The 14,733-nt window shown below is 58.4% G+C and carries 15 protein-coding genes; 8 read left to right on the top strand and 7 right to left on the bottom strand.

All coding sequences use genetic code 11. The features are described from left to right. Positions 1 to 31: 31 nt before the first annotated feature. The 7 genes from ispF to J1777_RS08010 all read right to left on the bottom strand — a co-directional run bounded on the left by ispF (position 32) and on the right by J1777_RS08010 (position 4,097). The gene (gene ispF / locus J1777_RS07980) at positions 32 to 520 is read right to left on the bottom strand and encodes a 2-C-methyl-D-erythritol 2,4-cyclodiphosphate synthase (RefSeq protein ID WP_207575219.1); all 489 of its coding nucleotides are present in this window, start codon (positions 518 to 520) and stop codon (positions 32 to 34) included. A gap of 46 nt (positions 521 to 566) precedes the next feature. After that, positions 567 to 1,166 carry an LOG family protein gene (locus tag J1777_RS07985; protein WP_207575220.1) on the bottom strand — a complete coding sequence of 200 codons (600 nt, stop codon included), beginning with the start codon at positions 1,164 to 1,166 and terminating at the stop codon, positions 567 to 569. Between the two features lie 39 nt (positions 1,167 to 1,205). Next, positions 1,206 to 1,589, bottom strand: coding sequence for a diacylglycerol kinase (locus J1777_RS07990; RefSeq protein ID WP_207575221.1), 384 nt, complete (start codon positions 1,587 to 1,589; stop codon positions 1,206 to 1,208). Next, complete coding sequence (locus J1777_RS07995; RefSeq protein ID WP_207575222.1) at positions 1,586 to 2,080, bottom strand: RDD family protein; 495 nt, start codon at positions 2,078 to 2,080, stop codon at positions 1,586 to 1,588. Before J1777_RS07995 ends, J1777_RS07990 begins: the two co-directional genes overlap by 4 nt. A 27-nt stretch (positions 2,081 to 2,107) precedes the next feature. Further along, a complete protein-coding gene (locus tag J1777_RS08000) occupies positions 2,108 to 2,995 on the bottom strand; it encodes a DUF3106 domain-containing protein (protein ID WP_207575223.1) in 888 nt (295 codons plus the stop codon). A 62-nt stretch (positions 2,996 to 3,057) separates the two neighbouring features. After that, on the bottom strand, positions 3,058 to 3,528 hold the full coding sequence (locus J1777_RS08005; RefSeq protein ID WP_207575224.1) for a DUF3619 family protein: 471 nt from the start codon (positions 3,526 to 3,528) through the stop codon (positions 3,058 to 3,060). Then, positions 3,525 to 4,097: an RNA polymerase sigma factor gene (locus tag J1777_RS08010; RefSeq protein WP_207575225.1), complete on the bottom strand. Its 573-nt coding sequence runs from the start codon at positions 4,095 to 4,097 to the stop codon at positions 3,525 to 3,527. Before J1777_RS08010 ends, J1777_RS08005 begins: the two co-directional genes overlap by 4 nt. Before the next feature lie 322 nt (positions 4,098 to 4,419). Here J1777_RS08010 and J1777_RS08015 point away from each other — a divergent pair, with 322 nt between their 5' ends. From J1777_RS08015 to J1777_RS08050, 8 genes are all read left to right on the top strand, one after another. Next, complete coding sequence (locus J1777_RS08015) at positions 4,420 to 6,225, top strand: acetolactate synthase 3 catalytic subunit (RefSeq protein WP_207575226.1); 1,806 nt, start codon at positions 4,420 to 4,422, stop codon at positions 6,223 to 6,225. Positions 6,226 to 6,445: 220 nt separating this feature from the next. Beyond that, a complete protein-coding gene (gene ilvN / locus J1777_RS08020) occupies positions 6,446 to 6,937 on the top strand; it encodes an acetolactate synthase small subunit (protein ID WP_207575227.1) in 492 nt (163 codons plus the stop codon). A gap of 118 nt (positions 6,938 to 7,055) precedes the next feature. Next, the gene (gene ilvC, locus J1777_RS08025; protein ID WP_207575228.1) at positions 7,056 to 8,072 is read left to right on the top strand and encodes a ketol-acid reductoisomerase; all 1,017 of its coding nucleotides are present in this window, start codon (positions 7,056 to 7,058) and stop codon (positions 8,070 to 8,072) included. A 151-nt stretch (positions 8,073 to 8,223) separates the two neighbouring features. After that, positions 8,224 to 9,048 (top strand): CDP-diacylglycerol--serine O-phosphatidyltransferase, encoded by an 825-nt coding sequence (pssA, locus tag J1777_RS08030; protein ID WP_207575229.1) that lies wholly within the window; start codon positions 8,224 to 8,226, stop codon positions 9,046 to 9,048. Positions 9,049 to 9,305: 257 nt separating this feature from the next. Further along, positions 9,306 to 10,973 carry a 2-isopropylmalate synthase gene (gene leuA / locus J1777_RS08035; RefSeq protein WP_207575230.1) on the top strand — a complete coding sequence of 556 codons (1,668 nt, stop codon included), beginning with the start codon at positions 9,306 to 9,308 and terminating at the stop codon, positions 10,971 to 10,973. Between the two features lie 84 nt (positions 10,974 to 11,057). Further along, the gene (locus tag J1777_RS08040) at positions 11,058 to 12,611 is read left to right on the top strand and encodes a 2-isopropylmalate synthase (RefSeq protein WP_207575231.1); all 1,554 of its coding nucleotides are present in this window, start codon (positions 11,058 to 11,060) and stop codon (positions 12,609 to 12,611) included. A gap of 73 nt (positions 12,612 to 12,684) precedes the next feature. After that, positions 12,685 to 13,812: a D-alanyl-D-alanine endopeptidase gene (gene pbpG / locus J1777_RS08045; protein ID WP_207575232.1), complete on the top strand. Its 1,128-nt coding sequence runs from the start codon at positions 12,685 to 12,687 to the stop codon at positions 13,810 to 13,812. 196 nt (positions 13,813 to 14,008) lie between these two features. Then, a complete protein-coding gene (locus J1777_RS08050) occupies positions 14,009 to 14,728 on the top strand; it encodes a Crp/Fnr family transcriptional regulator (protein WP_207575233.1) in 720 nt (239 codons plus the stop codon). Positions 14,729 to 14,733: the final 5 nt, after the last annotated feature.

Raw genomic sequence — 14,733 nt, forward strand, 5'->3', positions numbered from 1 at the left:
ATTTGTTGTAGATAAAGCGGGAGTAGCTCTTTTATTTTTTGATTAGCAGCGCAATGGCCCGCGCTTCCATGGAATGCCCTGCGCCCACGGGGCCCAGTTTTTCGGCGGTTTTGGCTTTGACGTTGATTTGGCTGATATCCACCCCCAAAGTCTGGGCAATGCAGGCGCACATGGCCGGGATGTGCGGGGCCAGTTTGGGTTTTTGGGCCACGATGGTGCTGTCCAGATTGATCAGCTCAAAACCTGCCGCACGCACGCGGCGCATGGCTTCGGCCAGCAGTACGACGGAGCTGGCACCGTAAAACTGCGCATCCGTATCGGGAAAATGGCGGCCAATATCGCCCAGGGCGGCCGCGCCCAGCACGGCATCGGTGATGGCGTGCAAGAGCACATCGGCATCCGAATGCCCCAGCAGGCCGTGGCTATGGGGCACGGGCACACCGCCCAGCAGCAAGGGGCGGCCGGGGACGAGGGCATGCACATCCCAGCCTTCGCCGATGCGTAAATGGAGTAGGTTCATTAAATGGATAGCTTTCTCGGCTGATGTATCAAGGCTTTGAGCGGTTTTAGATGTTTTCTTCCAGCGCCTGGCTTTCTGGGCTGGTGCCCGCCGCTTCAATCAAGTGGGCCAGCAGCTGCGGGATGTGCTCGCCGCTGTGCACCAATTCCATTTGCCAGTCGCCCATGAATTCGCTTTGCACCGTGCCCTGGAGGAACTGCAGCATGCTGTCGTAATAGCCTGCGACGTTGAGGATGCCAATGGGCTTGTCGTGGTAGCCCAGCTGGCGCCACGTCCACACCTCAAACAATTCTTCAAACGTGCCAATGCCGCCGGGCAGGGCCAAAAAAGCATGGCTGCGCTCGGCCATCATGGCTTTGCGCTGGTGCATGTTGGCGACGATGTGCAGCTCATCGCACAGCGGGTTGGCCACTTCGCGATCGACCAGCGCCTGCGGGATGATGCCCACCACGCGCCCGCCAGCTTGGCGGGTGGCCTCGGCCACCTGGCCCATCAAGCCGGTGCGCCCGCCGCCATAGACCAGTTGCCCGCCGTGGTGGCCAATCCATTGGCCCACGGCGGTGGCGGCATCCAGGTAGCGGGCATCGTTGCCAGGGCGCGAACCGCAGTAAACGCACAGGGAAAAAGTCGGTTCTGTGTTGAGCATGCGTGGTGGTGTGTTGGGAGCAATCAATGGGCTGAAAAATTAAACAACGAACCGGGCCAGCAAGGCGCTGCCCCAGGTCAGACTGAGCAGCACCAAGCTAACCAAGACGGCGGCGCTGCCCAGGTCTTTGGCTTTTTTGGACAGCGGGTGCAGCTCTGGGCCAATGCGGTCAATGGCCGCTTCGATGCCGCTATTGAGCAGCTCCACTATCAAAACCAGGAGCACACTGCCAGCCAGCAGCATGCGTTCTACCCAGTTTTGGCCTAAGAGAAAAGCGGCGGGCAGCAAGAGGATGGACAGCTGCACCTCTAGGCGAAAAGCCTTTTCTTGCCAGCCAGCGTGCAAGCCTTGCAAAGAATAGCCCGTGGCATGCCACAGGCGCGAGAGGCCTTGGCGGGCTTTGTGTGGGTGGGGGGCCGTCATGGGGCTTGCAGCAGTTGGGTTTTGGCCCAGGCATCGTGCCAAAACTGGCCTTGGGGGTGCAGGCGGCTGGCCAGCATCCACAGCACCACCCACACGCCCAGCACGATGGACAAATGCGTCACCGCCAAAGGCCAGGGCGTGAGCTGCAGCAGCAGCGGCAGCCCCCAAATCCAGCTAAAAGCATAGCGGGTAAGGGCCCGGATGCGGGTGAGCCGGTAGCCTTGGGCATCGACGATGGTGATGCGCCAAGTCTTCATCGGCAGGGTTTGGCCACGTTGCCAAAAATAAACGAAGTAAGCGCCCCACAGCGTCAAGGTGCTGGCTTGTAGCAGGGCTGGGTGGTTCAGGGCGGGCAGCACTATAGCTAGCGCACTTTGCAGCAGCACCGCCACCATCATCAAAGCAAACAGCACCAAGCCTTCATAGAGCCAGCAGGCCATGCGCCGGGCCAGACTGGCAGGAACCAAGGTGGGGGTGGGGGGAGTGGCCATGCCGCGCAAACGCTTCCTTTGGAAAAATCAAGGTTGCGAGTGTAGGGCCTCTGGCGCGGGGGCGGGCGCTGCCGGGGTGGCCGGTGCTGGCAAGGCCGATAGCGGGGGCAGCTCCATGGTGTACATGGGCTGGGGAACTTCGACTGGAGCGGGGGCCGCTTCGACCAGCGGGGGCAATGGGGTGGCCTGCACGGGTTTGGAGGTGGTGACGGCGGAGGTGCTGGCACCAGAGGACGGGCTGGGCGGCGTTGGCAGAGGCGCGGTTTGGGCTGGCGGCAGCGGGGCTGGCGCTGGGGTGGGGGGCACAAACGGTTTGGGGCGGTTGAGCTTGCGGCGTGTGTTTTTGGCTTTGCGCTTTTGTTCTGCTTTCAGGCCTTCGGCCTTGAGGCGCTCTTTTTCAGCCGCCGTGAGGGCCTGGTATTCCTGCCATTTGAGCAGCAAATCGTCCGGGGTCAGGCGTTTGGCATTTTCAAAATTAAGCCGTGCCTGGTTGCGTTGTTGAGCGCTCAAACTGGCCCAGGAGAGCATGCGCTCGTGCAGCTTGGCCTGCTCTTTTTCGCTCATGCTGGGGTAGCGGTCGGCCAGCACCAGCCAGCGGCGCTTGGTCAGCGCACCCATGGCAGGCCATTGCAGGTGCAAAGGGTCGAGAATTTGACGCTGCGCAGCAGTGATGTCTTGCCACTCGGGCCCGGCGCTGCTCAGGCGCAGCCGGTTGGGTGTATCGGTGGTGAGGCGAGGGCTGTTTTGGTCTTCATGCACCGCCAAGGCGGGGGGCACGGCGCTGGGGGCCATGGCCATATAGGGAATCAACCACGCACCGATACCGGCCAGCACTGCCAGCACCGCCCCAGCAAAAACCAGGGGCAGGTGTGCAGTCTTTTTCTTGCAAGGCAAAGAGGAGGTAAGTGGCTGCATGCCGTGAAGAGGGGCCTTGTGCAATGGCAGGGGGTGAATCTGAGGCGTTAAGAGCAGGCCGGTTAAGGCGTGGTTTTTTGACTGGTTTCCAAGAAGTGCAAGAAGCCTGGGTCTGTGTAGGCATCCGGCGGCAAGGCACTGGTGAGCAGCTCGGCATCGACATTGGCCAAGCCAACGGTGGCGCGGCTGTCTTCTTGGATGCCGATGGTGATCACGCCAATGGCCAGGATGAGCAGTGGCAAAAAGGTGAGCGCTTTGCGAATCCAGGATGCGGTGTTGTCGGGTAAATGGCCACCAACACCAGCCGTTTGCAACTGCGGGGCGCTCGCATATTGACGCAAGGGCGCTGCGCCGCGTTTGCGCTGGGCCACCGCCTGCTCGCGGGCGGCGCGCAGGCGTTCGGTGACAACATAGGGCAGCTCCTCTTGCGACTGGTTCAGGTGCGCTACCAAAGAGCGGGCAAAGCGCTCTTGGGCGTGTTCATCCAGCGGTGTGAAGTGTTGGGGCTGAAGGGGCGTGGTCGAGGGGGTCATAGTTCTATTCCTTGGGCTTTGAGGGCTTTGCTCAATGTTTGCACAGCCCGAAAGCAATGGGTCTTGACGCTGCCTTCCGAGCAGCCCATGGCGGCAGCGGTTTCGGCAACGTCAAGCTCCTCCCAGTAACGCAAAAGAAAGGCTTCGCGTTGACGTGCAGGAAGCATTTGGATTTCTTTTTCAATACTTTGCAACAACTGTTTGCGCTCTGTCAGCGTCTCGGCACTGCTTTCAACGTACTCGGGGTTGCTGCTGGCGTAGGTTTGCAGCCAGTCAAAGTCATCGCCATCGGCGTTGATGGCATGCTCCAGAGCCGATATGTTGGTAAAGAGCGCATTGCGTGTTTTTTGTCGCCGAAACCAGTCCAAGGTGCTGTTGGCCAGGATGCGGTGAAACAGCATGGGCAGCTCCTCGGGCGGTTTATCCCCGTAGTGGTGGCTGAGTTTGAGCATGCTGTCTTGGACGATGTCCAGCGCGGCCTCCTCATCACGCACCTGATAAACCGTGCGTTTGAAAGCGCGTTTGTCCACGCTTTGGAGGAAGGAGTTGAGCTCTTGTGCGGTGGCCAAGGGGTGGCAAAGGAGAATGGACGACAAGTGTAGCGATCGCGGTAACGCTGTCGCCTACAGGAAAAGCAGGATTATCGCATTGCGTGGGCTGTGGCAGAAAAATGCTCGGTGCGGCGATTGTTGCAGTGCCATAATAAATTCTTGCAGTGCAACATATCGCGCAGTGCAAAAAAGGCAAACGGGTCACCGTTCGGCGTTCGTAGCTATTGGTAGCAGCGCCTATGGCGATGGCACAAAGTCCCAAGCCGGCCTCAAAAGGGCTGCGTGCAAGGGGCACCGAAGGTTTTTCGTTAGAGAAATTCACAAAGGTTGAATCACACATATGGAACTCTCCACATCCCAGGCAGCGCAGGCTGCCGATGCTTCTTTCTCCCCCGCTTCTTCCCCGGCCAATCTTGCCCCTGAATTGATGGGCGGAGAAATCCTGGTCAAAGCCTTGCAGGCCGAGGGCGTGCAATACCTGTGGGGTTATCCCGGCGGGGCGGTGCTTTATATCTACGACGCGCTTTACAAACAAGACAGCATTCAGCATGTCCTGGTGCGCCATGAGCAGGCGGCGGTGCATGCGGCCGACGGCTTTGCCCGTGCCACCGGCGAGGTGGGCGTGGCGCTGGTGACTTCTGGCCCCGGGCTGACGAATGCGGTGACTGGCATTGCCACGGCGTACACCGACTCGATTCCGCTGGTGGTCATCAGCGGCCAGACAGCCACGGCGGCCATTGGCACCGATGCCTTTCAAGAGTGCGACACCGTGGGCATTACGCGCCCGGTGGTGAAGCACAATTTTTTGGTCAAAGACGTGCGCGATTTGGCCATGACGGTCAAAAAAGCGTTTCACATTGCCCGCTCGGGCCGTCCTGGCCCGGTGGTGGTGGATATTCCCAAGGATGTGTCGTTCAAGAAGACCGCTTTTGCCGGCTACCCGCGCGAGCTGGAAATGCGCTCTTACAACCCGGTGAAAAAAGGCCACTCGGGCCAGATTCGCAAGGCCTTGCAATTGCTGCTGGCGGCCAAGCGCCCGTATATCTACACCGGCGGCGGCGTGCTGCTGGGCAATGCCTGTGCCGAGTTGCGCGAGTTGGTGGACATGCTGGGCTACCCCGTCACCCACACCTTGATGGGCCTGGGCGCTTACCCGGCCAGCGACAAGAAATACCTGGGCATGCTGGGCATGCATGGCACCGTGGAAGCGAACAACACGATGCAGCATTGCGATGTGCTGCTGGCCCTGGGCGCGCGTTTTGATGACCGGGTGATTGGCAATCCCAAGCATTTTCAGGCGGCCGACCGCAAGATCATTCATGTCGATGTTGATCCCTCCGTCATCGCCAAGCGCGTGAAGGTGGACATCCCCATTGTTGGTGATGTCAAGGAAGTCCTGGCCGAGCTGATCGCCATGATCAAAGAAACCGATCAGCGCCCCGACAGCGGTGCCTTGACCGCCTGGTGGGCTCAAATTGAAGCTTGGCGTGGCCGCAATTGCTTGAAATACAGCAAAGGCCAGGGCGACGTGATCAAGCCCCAGCACGTGGTGGAAACCCTGTGGAATCTGACCAAGGACACGGACACCTACATCACCTCCGATGTCGGTCAGCACCAGATGTGGGCGGCGCAGTATTACCGCTTTGACGAGCCGCGCCGTTGGATCAACTCCGGTGGCTTGGGCACCATGGGTGTGGGCCTGCCGTATGCCATGGGCATCAAGCTGGCCAAGCCCGATGCTGAGGTGTTTTGCATCACCGGCGAAGGCTCGATCCAGATGAACATTCAAGAGCTGGCCACCTGCTTTCAGTACAACACACCGGTGGTGATTTGCGCCTTGAACAACCGCTTTTTGGGCATGGTGCGCCAGTGGCAAGAGATTGAATACTCTGGCCGCTACAGCCACAGCTACATGGATTCGCTGCCCGATTTTGTCAAACTGGCCGAGGCCTATGGCCATCGCGGCTTCAAGATCGAAGACCCGGCACTGATCGAATCGACCTTGCAGGAGGCGCGGCGCATCGTCCGTGAAGAAGGCAAAACCGTCTTCCTGGACTTCCGCACCGACCCGACCGAAAACGTCTTCCCCATGGTGCAGGCCGGCAAAGGCATTACCGAAATGCTGCTGGGCAAGGACGATTTGTAAGCCTTAAAACATAGCTTCTAGCGCTTTTATTTATTGGTTTTCAGGTATAAAACACGCTAAAAATCAATGATTGAAAGCGCAACAAGCTCCTTATTTTGAAGAATCTATTGCCTGCCAAACCCGGTGCTTACCGGCGCCGGGGGAGGGCAGCGAAAAACAACAGTTTTCTGCGACCACTTTGGGATCGTGCTGTTGTCGCAAAAAGAGGAAACACCCCACCATGAAACACATCATTGCCGTTCTGATTGAAAACGAAGCCGGGGCGCTGTCGCGCGTTGTCGGCCTGTTCTCCGCACGGGGCTACAACATTGAATCGCTCACTGTTGCCCCGACCGAGGACGCTTCGCTGTCGCGCATGACCATTCAAACCACGGGCTCGGACGACGTGATTGAGCAAATCACCAAGCACCTGAACCGCCTGATTGAAGTGGTCAAAGTGGTCGATCTGACCGAAGGCGCGTACACCGAGCGCGAGCTGATGATGGTCAAAGTCCGCGCCGTTGGCAAAGAGCGCGAAGAGATGAAGCGCATGGCCGACATTTTCCGCGGCCGCATCATTGATGTCACCGACAAGAGCTACACCATCGAAGTCACCGGTGATGCCAGCAAAAACGATGCCTTCCTGCAAGCCATTGACCGCAGCGCCATCCTGGAGACGGTGCGCACCGGCGCGTGCGGCATTGGCCGGGGTGAACGCATTTTGCGGGTGTAATAGCCGGTTTCGCGGGGGCTTTTGCGGTTGTAATAGCGCCCGGAAATAGCACCTGGATTTTTCCTTTTTTGGTTTTCTCTTTTATTTCAACAATCCAACAAATTTTTCTGGAGTCAATATGAAAGTTTTCTACGACAAAGACTGTGACCTGTCCCTCATCAAAGGCAAAACCGTCGCCATCATCGGCTACGGCAGCCAAGGCCATGCCCACGCGCAAAACCTGAACGACAGCGGCGTGAAAGTCGTGGTTGGTCTGCGCAAAGGCGGCGCATCGTGGGACAAAGTCGGCAAAGCGGGCCTGACCGTGATGGAAGTGGACGATGCCGTCAAAGCCGCCGATGTGGTCATGATCTTGCTGCCCGACGAAAACATTCCTGACGTGTACAAAAACAACGTCGAACCCAACATCAAGCAAGGTGCCACCTTGGCCTTTGCCCACGGTTTTAACGTGCACTACAACCAAGTCGTGCCCCGCGCCGACCTGGACGTGATCATGGTTGCCCCCAAAGGCCCCGGCCACACCGTGCGCTCGGAATACCTGAAAGGCGGCGGCGTGCCTTCGCTGATCGCCATCTACCAGGACAAGAGCGGCAAAGCCCGTGACGTGGCCCTGTCCTACGCCAGCGCCAACGGTGGCGGCAAAGGCGGGATCATTGAAACCAACTTCAAAGAAGAAACCGAAACCGACCTGTTCGGCGAACAAGCCGTGCTGTGCGGCGGTGCCGTAGAGCTGGTGAAAATGGGCTTTGAAACCCTGACTGAAGCCGGTTACGCCCCCGAGATGGCCTACTTTGAGTGCCTGCACGAACTCAAATTGATCGTCGATTTGATGTACGAAGGCGGCATCGCCAACATGAACTACTCCATCAGCAACAACGCTGAATACGGCGAGTACGTGACCGGCCCCGAAGTCATCAACGAAGAGTCGCGCAAAGCCATGCGCAAGGCCTTGAAGCGCATTCAGGATGGTGAATACGCCAAGATGTTCATCCAAGAAGGCAAGACCAACTACCCCAGCATGACCGCCCGCCGTCGCCAAAACGCCGAGCACGCCATCGAGCAAGTGGGCGGCCAACTGCGTGCCATGATGCCCTGGATTGCCAAAAACAAACTGGTGGACCAAACTCGCAACTAAACAAAGCCCCCTGCTTTGTGAAGAAAGGCCACTGCGGTGGCCTTTTTTACGTTGGGCCAGCTTGTGTGGCCCAAGCCAAAAGCCTGCTGCGTAGAATAAGCCGGTTTTAACAACGGCCCTTGCCGGGTCGTTTTCTAGAGAGAAAAATTCTATGCAAGACAGTGACAGCGCCACTGACATCATCGTACGCAAGCGCCGCAAGGGCATTTACATCCTGCCCAATCTGTTTACCTTGGCGGCCTTGTTTGGCGGGTTTTACTCTATCGTCATGGCCATGAATGGCAGTTTTACCCTGGCGGCCTATGGGGTGCTGTTTGCCATGTTGTTCGATAGTTTGGATGGCCGCGTGGCCCGCATGACGAATACGCAAAGCGCCTTTGGCGAGCAGATGGATTCGCTCTCGGACATGGTCTCCTTTGGCGTCGCCCCGGCGTTGATCGCGTATATCTGGGCGTTAAAAGGCTTGGGGCGTTGGGGCTGGATTGCTGCGTTTGTTTACTGCTCATGCGCTGCGCTGCGGCTGGCGCGGTTCAACGTCAATACCGGGGTGGTCGATAAGCGTTGGTTCCAAGGTCTGCCCTCGCCAGCAGCGGCCGCTTTGGTGGTGGGTTTTATCTGGGTGATGGACGATTACGGCGTGGTGCGTGGCCAAGATGGCACGATTACTTGGTACGCCATGAGCTGGGTGATGTTTGCGCTGACCTTGTATGCCGGGCTGACGATGGTGACCAATGCGCCGTTTTACAGCTTTAAAGACATCAACTTCAAGCGCAGCGTGCCTTTTGCGGTGGTGGTTTCGATCCCTTTGGTGATTGCTTTAATCAATATCCATGCGCCTTCGGTGCTGTTTGCGGTGTTTGCGATTTATGGTTTTAGTGGTTATGGCGTGTACCTGTGGCGCAAGGCCAAGGGCCAGCCTACCAGTGTGATCAGCATCTCCAAAGACGAACCGGACGAGCGCGGTCTGCACCAGTAACGCAGCGGCCAAGGGGGGTGTTATTGAAATGCGTATGCAGCTTGCGCTAAGCGCGTTGGCAGTGGCCTGGGCAGATATGCTAGAGTGCAGACCATGTTTACGCAGCAAATCACCCTACTACTACGCATGTCCTTTGGGCAGAGCTAGTAGCGCACGCGTTTTCATTCCCCTACTTTCTTACGGCCCGTAGCTTTCAGCGACGGGCCGTTTTTGTTTTTTCGGGCCACAAGCCCTTTTTTCACCAGAGAGACACCACCATGTTGCACAACCCTGCTAGCAAATACCGCCCCTTTGCCCCCGTGAACTTGCGTGACCGCACGTGGCCCGATGCGCAGATCACCCACCCACCCATCTGGTGCAGCGTCGATTTGCGCGATGGCAACCAGGCCTTGATCGAGCCAATGGATGTGGAGCGCAAGATTCGCATGTTCGAGCAGTTGGTGAAGATTGGCTTCAAGCAAATTGAAGTGGGCTTTCCCTCGGCCTCGCAGACCGAATTTGACTTCATGCGCAAGCTGATTGAGGAAAAGCGCATTCCCGAGGATGTGACGGTGCAGGTGCTGACCCAGGCTCGTGAGCATTTGATCCAGCGCACCTTTGAGGCGTTGGAGGGGGTGCCCCGTGCCATCGTGCACCTGTACAACGCCACGGCCCCGGTCATGCGCCGTGTGGTGCTGAATATGAGCGAGGATGAAATCGTTGATTTGGCCCGCACACACGCGCAGATGTTCAAAGATTTTGCGGCCCGCTACCCGCAAACCCAATGGCAGTTTGAATACTCGCCCGAAATGTATTCGGACACGGAGTTGGAATTTTCCACGCGCGTTATCGATGCCGTGACCGAAGTCTGGGAAGCCTCGCCCGAGAAGAAGTGCATCATCAACCTGCCTACGACGGTGGAGCATTCCAGCCCCAACGTATTTGCCGACATGGTCGAATGGACCTGCCGCAACATCCAGCGCCGCGATGGTGTGATTGTTTCGGTGCACCCGCACAACGACCGGGGTACGGGCACGGCAACGGCGGAATTGGCTTTGATGGCTGGGGCCGATCGCCTGGAAGGCTGTTTGTTCGGTAACGGCGAGCGCACAGGCAACCTGGATATCGTGAATGTGGCGCTGAATATGTACATCCAGGGCGTGAGCCCAGGCTTGGATTTTTCCAACATTGATGCCATTCGCGCCACGGTGGAGTATTGCAATCAGCTGCCCGTGCATCCGCGCCATCCGTATGTGGGCGATTTGGTCTATACCTCGTTCTCTGGGTCGCACCAGGACGCAATCAAGAAAGCCTTTGCGGCCCGCAAGGAGGGCGATATTTGGGATATGCCCTACCTGCCCATCGACCCCAAAGACCTGGGCCGCAGCTACGAGGCGGTGATTCGCGTGAACAGCCAGTCTGGCAAGGGCGGGATTGCCTACCTGTTGGAGGCCGAATACGGCGTGCAATTGCCGCGCCGTTTGCAAATCGAATTCAGCCAGGTGGTGCAGCACGAAATGGATGCCCTGGGCACTGAATTTGCCGCTGCTGATTTGTGGAAGATTTTTGAGAAAGAGTATTGCCTGTTCAACGACCACGGCTTGCAGTACGCCATGCAGCAGGAAAAAGGTTTGGTCAAACTGCAAGGCAGCTTGCAGTGGCAGGGCCAGACTGTGCCGTTGCAAGGCAGTGGCAATGGTGCGATTGATGCCTTTGTGCAGGCGCTTTCCAATGGCTTGGGCTGCACTTTGCGCGTGCAAGATTACAGTGAGCATGCCATTGGGCAAGGGGCCAATGCCCAGGCGATGGCCTACGTGGAGTTGCGCGTGAATGATGACCAAACCATTTATGGCGTAGGGACTGATGCGAATATCGTCTCGGCCTCAATGCACGCTATTCTTTCCGGCTTGCAACGCTCCAAGCTGCAAGTGGCAGAGACCGCGTAAATTTAAGTCCATCGCGCAGCTTGTGCCAAGCAAGTCTTGCGCAATGGTGGTAACACGATGGCCCATCAGGGCCAAGGAGTTGGTATGGGCAGCGAACGTTTGATTATTTTTGATACCACCTTGCGCGATGGCGAACAATCGCCCGGCGCATCCATGACGCGCGATGAAAAAGTGCGCATTGCCCGCCAGCTCGAACGCTTGCGGGTGGATGTGATTGAGGCGGGGTTTGCAGCGGCATCCAATGGCGATTTTGAATCGGTGCAGGCCATTGCCCGGGCGGTGAAAAACTCGACGGTGTGCTCGCTCTCGCGGGCCAATGACCGGGATATTTCCCGCTCTGCCGAGGCACTGAAGGATGCCAGCCGGGCGCGCATTCATACCTTTATTGCCACCAGCCCGCTGCACATGGAGAAAAAACTGCGCATGAGCCCCGAAGAGGTGCTGGAGCAAGCCAAACGCAGCGTGCGTTTTGCCCGCAATTTGCTCGATGACATCGAGTTCAGCGCCGAGGATGGCTACCGCAGCGAACCGGACTTTTTGGCCCGTGTGGTCGAGGCGGTGATTGCCGAGGGGGCCACCACCATCAACATCCCGGACACCGTGGGCTATGGCATTCCGGAGCTGTACGGCAACTTCATCAAAAATCTGCGTGAGCGGGTGCCCAATTCGGACAAGGCCATCTGGAGCGTGCACTGCCACAACGACCTGGGCATGGCCGTGGCCAATAGCTTGGCCGGCGTGAAGATTGGTGGGGCGCGGCAGGTGGAATGCACCATCAACGGCCTGGGCGAGCGGGCGGGCAATTGCGCCCTTGAAGAAGTGGTGATGGCCATCAAAACCCGGCGCGATTATTTCAATTTGGACGTGAACATCGCCACCGAGCACATCGTGGCCAGCAGCCGCATGGTCAGCCAAATCACCGGCTTTGTGGTGCAACCCAACAAGGCCGTGGTGGGGGCCAACGCCTTTGCGCACGCCAGCGGCATCCACCAAGATGGCGTGCTCAAGGCGCGTGACACTTACGAAATCATGCGCGCCGAAGATGTGGGCTGGGCCGCCAACAAAATCGTGCTGGGCAAGCTCTCGGGCCGCAATGCCTTCAAGCAACGCTTGCAAGAGCTGGGCGTGGCGCTGGAGAGTGAGGCGGCCATCAACACGGCGTTTGCCAGCTTTAAAGAGCTGGCCGATCGCAAGAGCGAAATTTTTGACGAAGACATCTTGGCCCTGGTGCAAATGGAAGGGGCCAAAACCGCCAAGGATATTTTTGACTTCGTCTCCCTGTCCCAGCACAGCGAAACGGGGGAGCCGCCGCACGCGGAAGTTGTCTTTCAACACCAGGGGCAAGAGGTCAAAGTCTGCGCCCTGGGCAATGGCCCGGTTGATGCCTGCTTTAAAGCCATTGAAAGCCATGTCAATAGTGGGGCAGAAATGCTGCTGTTCTCTATCAACGCCATCAGCACCTCGCCAGAGAGCCAGGGCGAAGTCACCGTGCGCCTGCAACGGGCTGGGCGCGTGGTCAATGGTGTGGGGGCGGACCCGGACATCGTCGTGGCCTCGGCCAAGGCGTATTTGAATGCCCTGAATCGATTGTTTACCCTCAGCGAAAGTGTGGCGGCACAGGACGGGGCCGCCATATAATTTTCAGCCGTGCCGCAGCCTGCGGCACTTAGTATTTTCTCGTGGGGCGATGATGGTTTCAGGGAGTTGTGCGATGGGGCGTGCCAAGCGGGTAGGAATACCGGGGATCGGGCGCAAGCTCGGGCAAGTGTTGGCGATGGTGGTGCTGGGGGGGGCGCTGTTGGCCCCCAGCGCCTATGCGGCAAAAACCAAGACTGCTGCCTCCGCAGCGGTAGCGGCCAAAAAAGCTTCGGCCAAAAAAGCTTCGGGCAAAAAAGTTGCCACGCAGCGTGCCACGGCCAAAAAAGCAGCGGCCAAAACCTCGGCAAGGCGCAAAGCGGCAGTGGCCAAAGCGGCAAAAAGGCCCACAGGGCGACGCGCTGCGGTGGCCAAAGCTGCTGCAGCGGGCGTGGCCGTAGCAGCGGTGGCGCGGCCCTCGTTCGCGCAATTGGCGGGTTTGGACAAGGTCAGCGATCCGCTGGCGTTGGAGTCCAGCGTGGCCTTGGTCATGGACCAAGATACCAAAGAGGTGCTCTTGAGTAAAAACGAGCAGGCCGTGTTGCCCATTGCCTCGATCTCCAAACTCATGACCGGTTTGGTGGTGGCCAACGCCCAGCTGCCTTTGGATGAGGTGATCACCATCACCCAAGCCGATGTGGATACCGTCAAAGGCAGCCGCTCGCGCTTGGCCGTGGGGACGCAGCTGACGCGGGGCGAGTTGCTGCACCTGGCGCTGATGTCCAGTGAAAACCGCGCTGCCCACGCGCTGGGACGCACCTATCCGGGCGGCATGGACGAGTTTGTCAAGCAAATGAATGTCAAGGCCAAGCTGCTGGGCATGACGGCCACGCGCTTTGTGGAGCCTACGGGCCTGTCCAGCGGCAACCAATCGAGTGCCCGTGATTTGGCCGCCTTGGTCAATGTGGCGCATGCAGAGCCCCTGCTGCGCTCGTTCTCGACCTCACCTGGCGCAGAGGTCGAAGTGGGCAAGCGCACCTTGCAATTCAACAACACCAACCGCTTGGTCAAAAACGAAAATTGGGCGATTGGCTTGCAAAAAACTGGCTACATCTCTGAGGCCGGGCGCTGCCTGGTCATGCAAACCGAGGTGGCCGGGCGCAAGCTGATCATGGTGTTTTTAGACTCGGTGGGCAAATACAGCCGCTTGGGCGATGCCCAGCGGGTGCGCGAATGGGTGGAATCGAGCAACCACCATTTGTAAGCTACGGGCTTTCGTGCTTCTTTTAAAGGAGCTGTATCCGTTTATTTAAAGCTGTTTCAATGTTAAAAATGCATTGAAATCCTTTAAATTAAGCGGATACAGCTCCTTTTTTATTGAATAGACAATGCAAGCCTTTTCCGCCACGGCATTGCCCGTGCGCTAAGAACGCCTTTTGTCGTTACCCACAGGACAGACCATGGATAACCCGATTCTTACGCTCGAAGAGCGCGAGGCCATTAACGCCGGGCGTTGGTTCTCGACCCTCTCGCCCACGTTGAAACACGATATTTTGCGCTGTGCTTACGTCAAACGCTTCAAAGATGGTGCCTTGATCTGCGCCCGGGGCGAAGCCCCTGAGGATTGGATTGCCTGCGCCAAGGGTGCGGTGCGCGTCAGCTCAACGTCGATTTCGGGCAAGCAAATTACGCTGACCTATGTGGAGCCGGGTGTGTGGTTTGGCGAGGTGTCCATCTTCGATGGCGACCGGCGCACCCACGATGCCTATGCCCATGGGGCCACCACGCTTTTGTGCGTGGCCAAGGCCGACTTCAAGCGTATTTTGAGCACCCATGTCGAGTTTTACGAAGCCATGCTGTGGCTGCAGGCGCGGCGCATTCGGCAGTTGTATGGGCTGGTGGAAGACCTCAACACCCTGCCGCTGCGGGCGCGTTTGGCCAAGCAACTGCTGCACTTGGTGCGCAGCTATGGCATTCCCTGCCTGGAAAACGGCAAGGAGGTGCGCATTGGCCTGCAACTGGCGCAGGAGGAGTTGGCCCAGCTGCTGGGGGCCTCGCGCCAGCGCGTGAACCAAGAGCTCAAAGCCATGGAGCGCGAGCAAGCCATCCGGATCGAGCCCGGTGGTCTGGTCGTGCGCGATAGCGCTGCGCTGCTGGGCATTGCCGGGGCTGCGGCGTAGTCCCC

This window comes from Comamonas denitrificans (assembly GCF_017368815.1).
Classification (GTDB): Bacteria; Pseudomonadota; Gammaproteobacteria; order Burkholderiales; family Burkholderiaceae_C; genus Comamonas; species Comamonas denitrificans.

What these genes read in the sequence shown, in the direction of transcription:
- J1777_RS07990 (WP_207575221.1), bottom strand. Translation starts at nt 1,589, where the DNA reads ATGACGGCCCCCCACCCACACAAAGCCCGCCAAGGCCTCTCGCGCCTG.
- J1777_RS08015 (WP_207575226.1), top strand. Translation starts at nt 4,420, where the DNA reads ATGGAACTCTCCACATCCCAGGCAGCGCAGGCTGCCGATGCTTCTTTC.
- pssA (WP_207575229.1), top strand. Translation starts at nt 8,224, where the DNA reads ATGCAAGACAGTGACAGCGCCACTGACATCATCGTACGCAAGCGCCGC.
- pbpG (WP_207575232.1), top strand. Translation starts at nt 12,685, where the DNA reads ATGGGGCGTGCCAAGCGGGTAGGAATACCGGGGATCGGGCGCAAGCTC.
- ilvC (WP_207575228.1), top strand. Translation starts at nt 7,056, where the DNA reads ATGAAAGTTTTCTACGACAAAGACTGTGACCTGTCCCTCATCAAAGGC.
- J1777_RS08040 (WP_207575231.1), top strand. Translation starts at nt 11,058, where the DNA reads ATGGGCAGCGAACGTTTGATTATTTTTGATACCACCTTGCGCGATGGC.
- ilvN (WP_207575227.1), top strand. Translation starts at nt 6,446, where the DNA reads ATGAAACACATCATTGCCGTTCTGATTGAAAACGAAGCCGGGGCGCTG.
- J1777_RS08050 (WP_207575233.1), top strand. Translation starts at nt 14,009, where the DNA reads ATGGATAACCCGATTCTTACGCTCGAAGAGCGCGAGGCCATTAACGCC.
- J1777_RS07985 (WP_207575220.1), bottom strand. Translation starts at nt 1,166, where the DNA reads ATGCTCAACACAGAACCGACTTTTTCCCTGTGCGTTTACTGCGGTTCG.
- J1777_RS07995 (WP_207575222.1), bottom strand. Translation starts at nt 2,080, where the DNA reads ATGGCCACTCCCCCCACCCCCACCTTGGTTCCTGCCAGTCTGGCCCGG.
- leuA (WP_207575230.1), top strand. Translation starts at nt 9,306, where the DNA reads ATGTTGCACAACCCTGCTAGCAAATACCGCCCCTTTGCCCCCGTGAAC.
- J1777_RS08000 (WP_207575223.1), bottom strand. Translation starts at nt 2,995, where the DNA reads ATGCAGCCACTTACCTCCTCTTTGCCTTGCAAGAAAAAGACTGCACAC.
- ispF (WP_207575219.1), bottom strand. Translation starts at nt 520, where the DNA reads ATGAACCTACTCCATTTACGCATCGGCGAAGGCTGGGATGTGCATGCC.
- J1777_RS08005 (WP_207575224.1), bottom strand. Translation starts at nt 3,528, where the DNA reads ATGACCCCCTCGACCACGCCCCTTCAGCCCCAACACTTCACACCGCTG.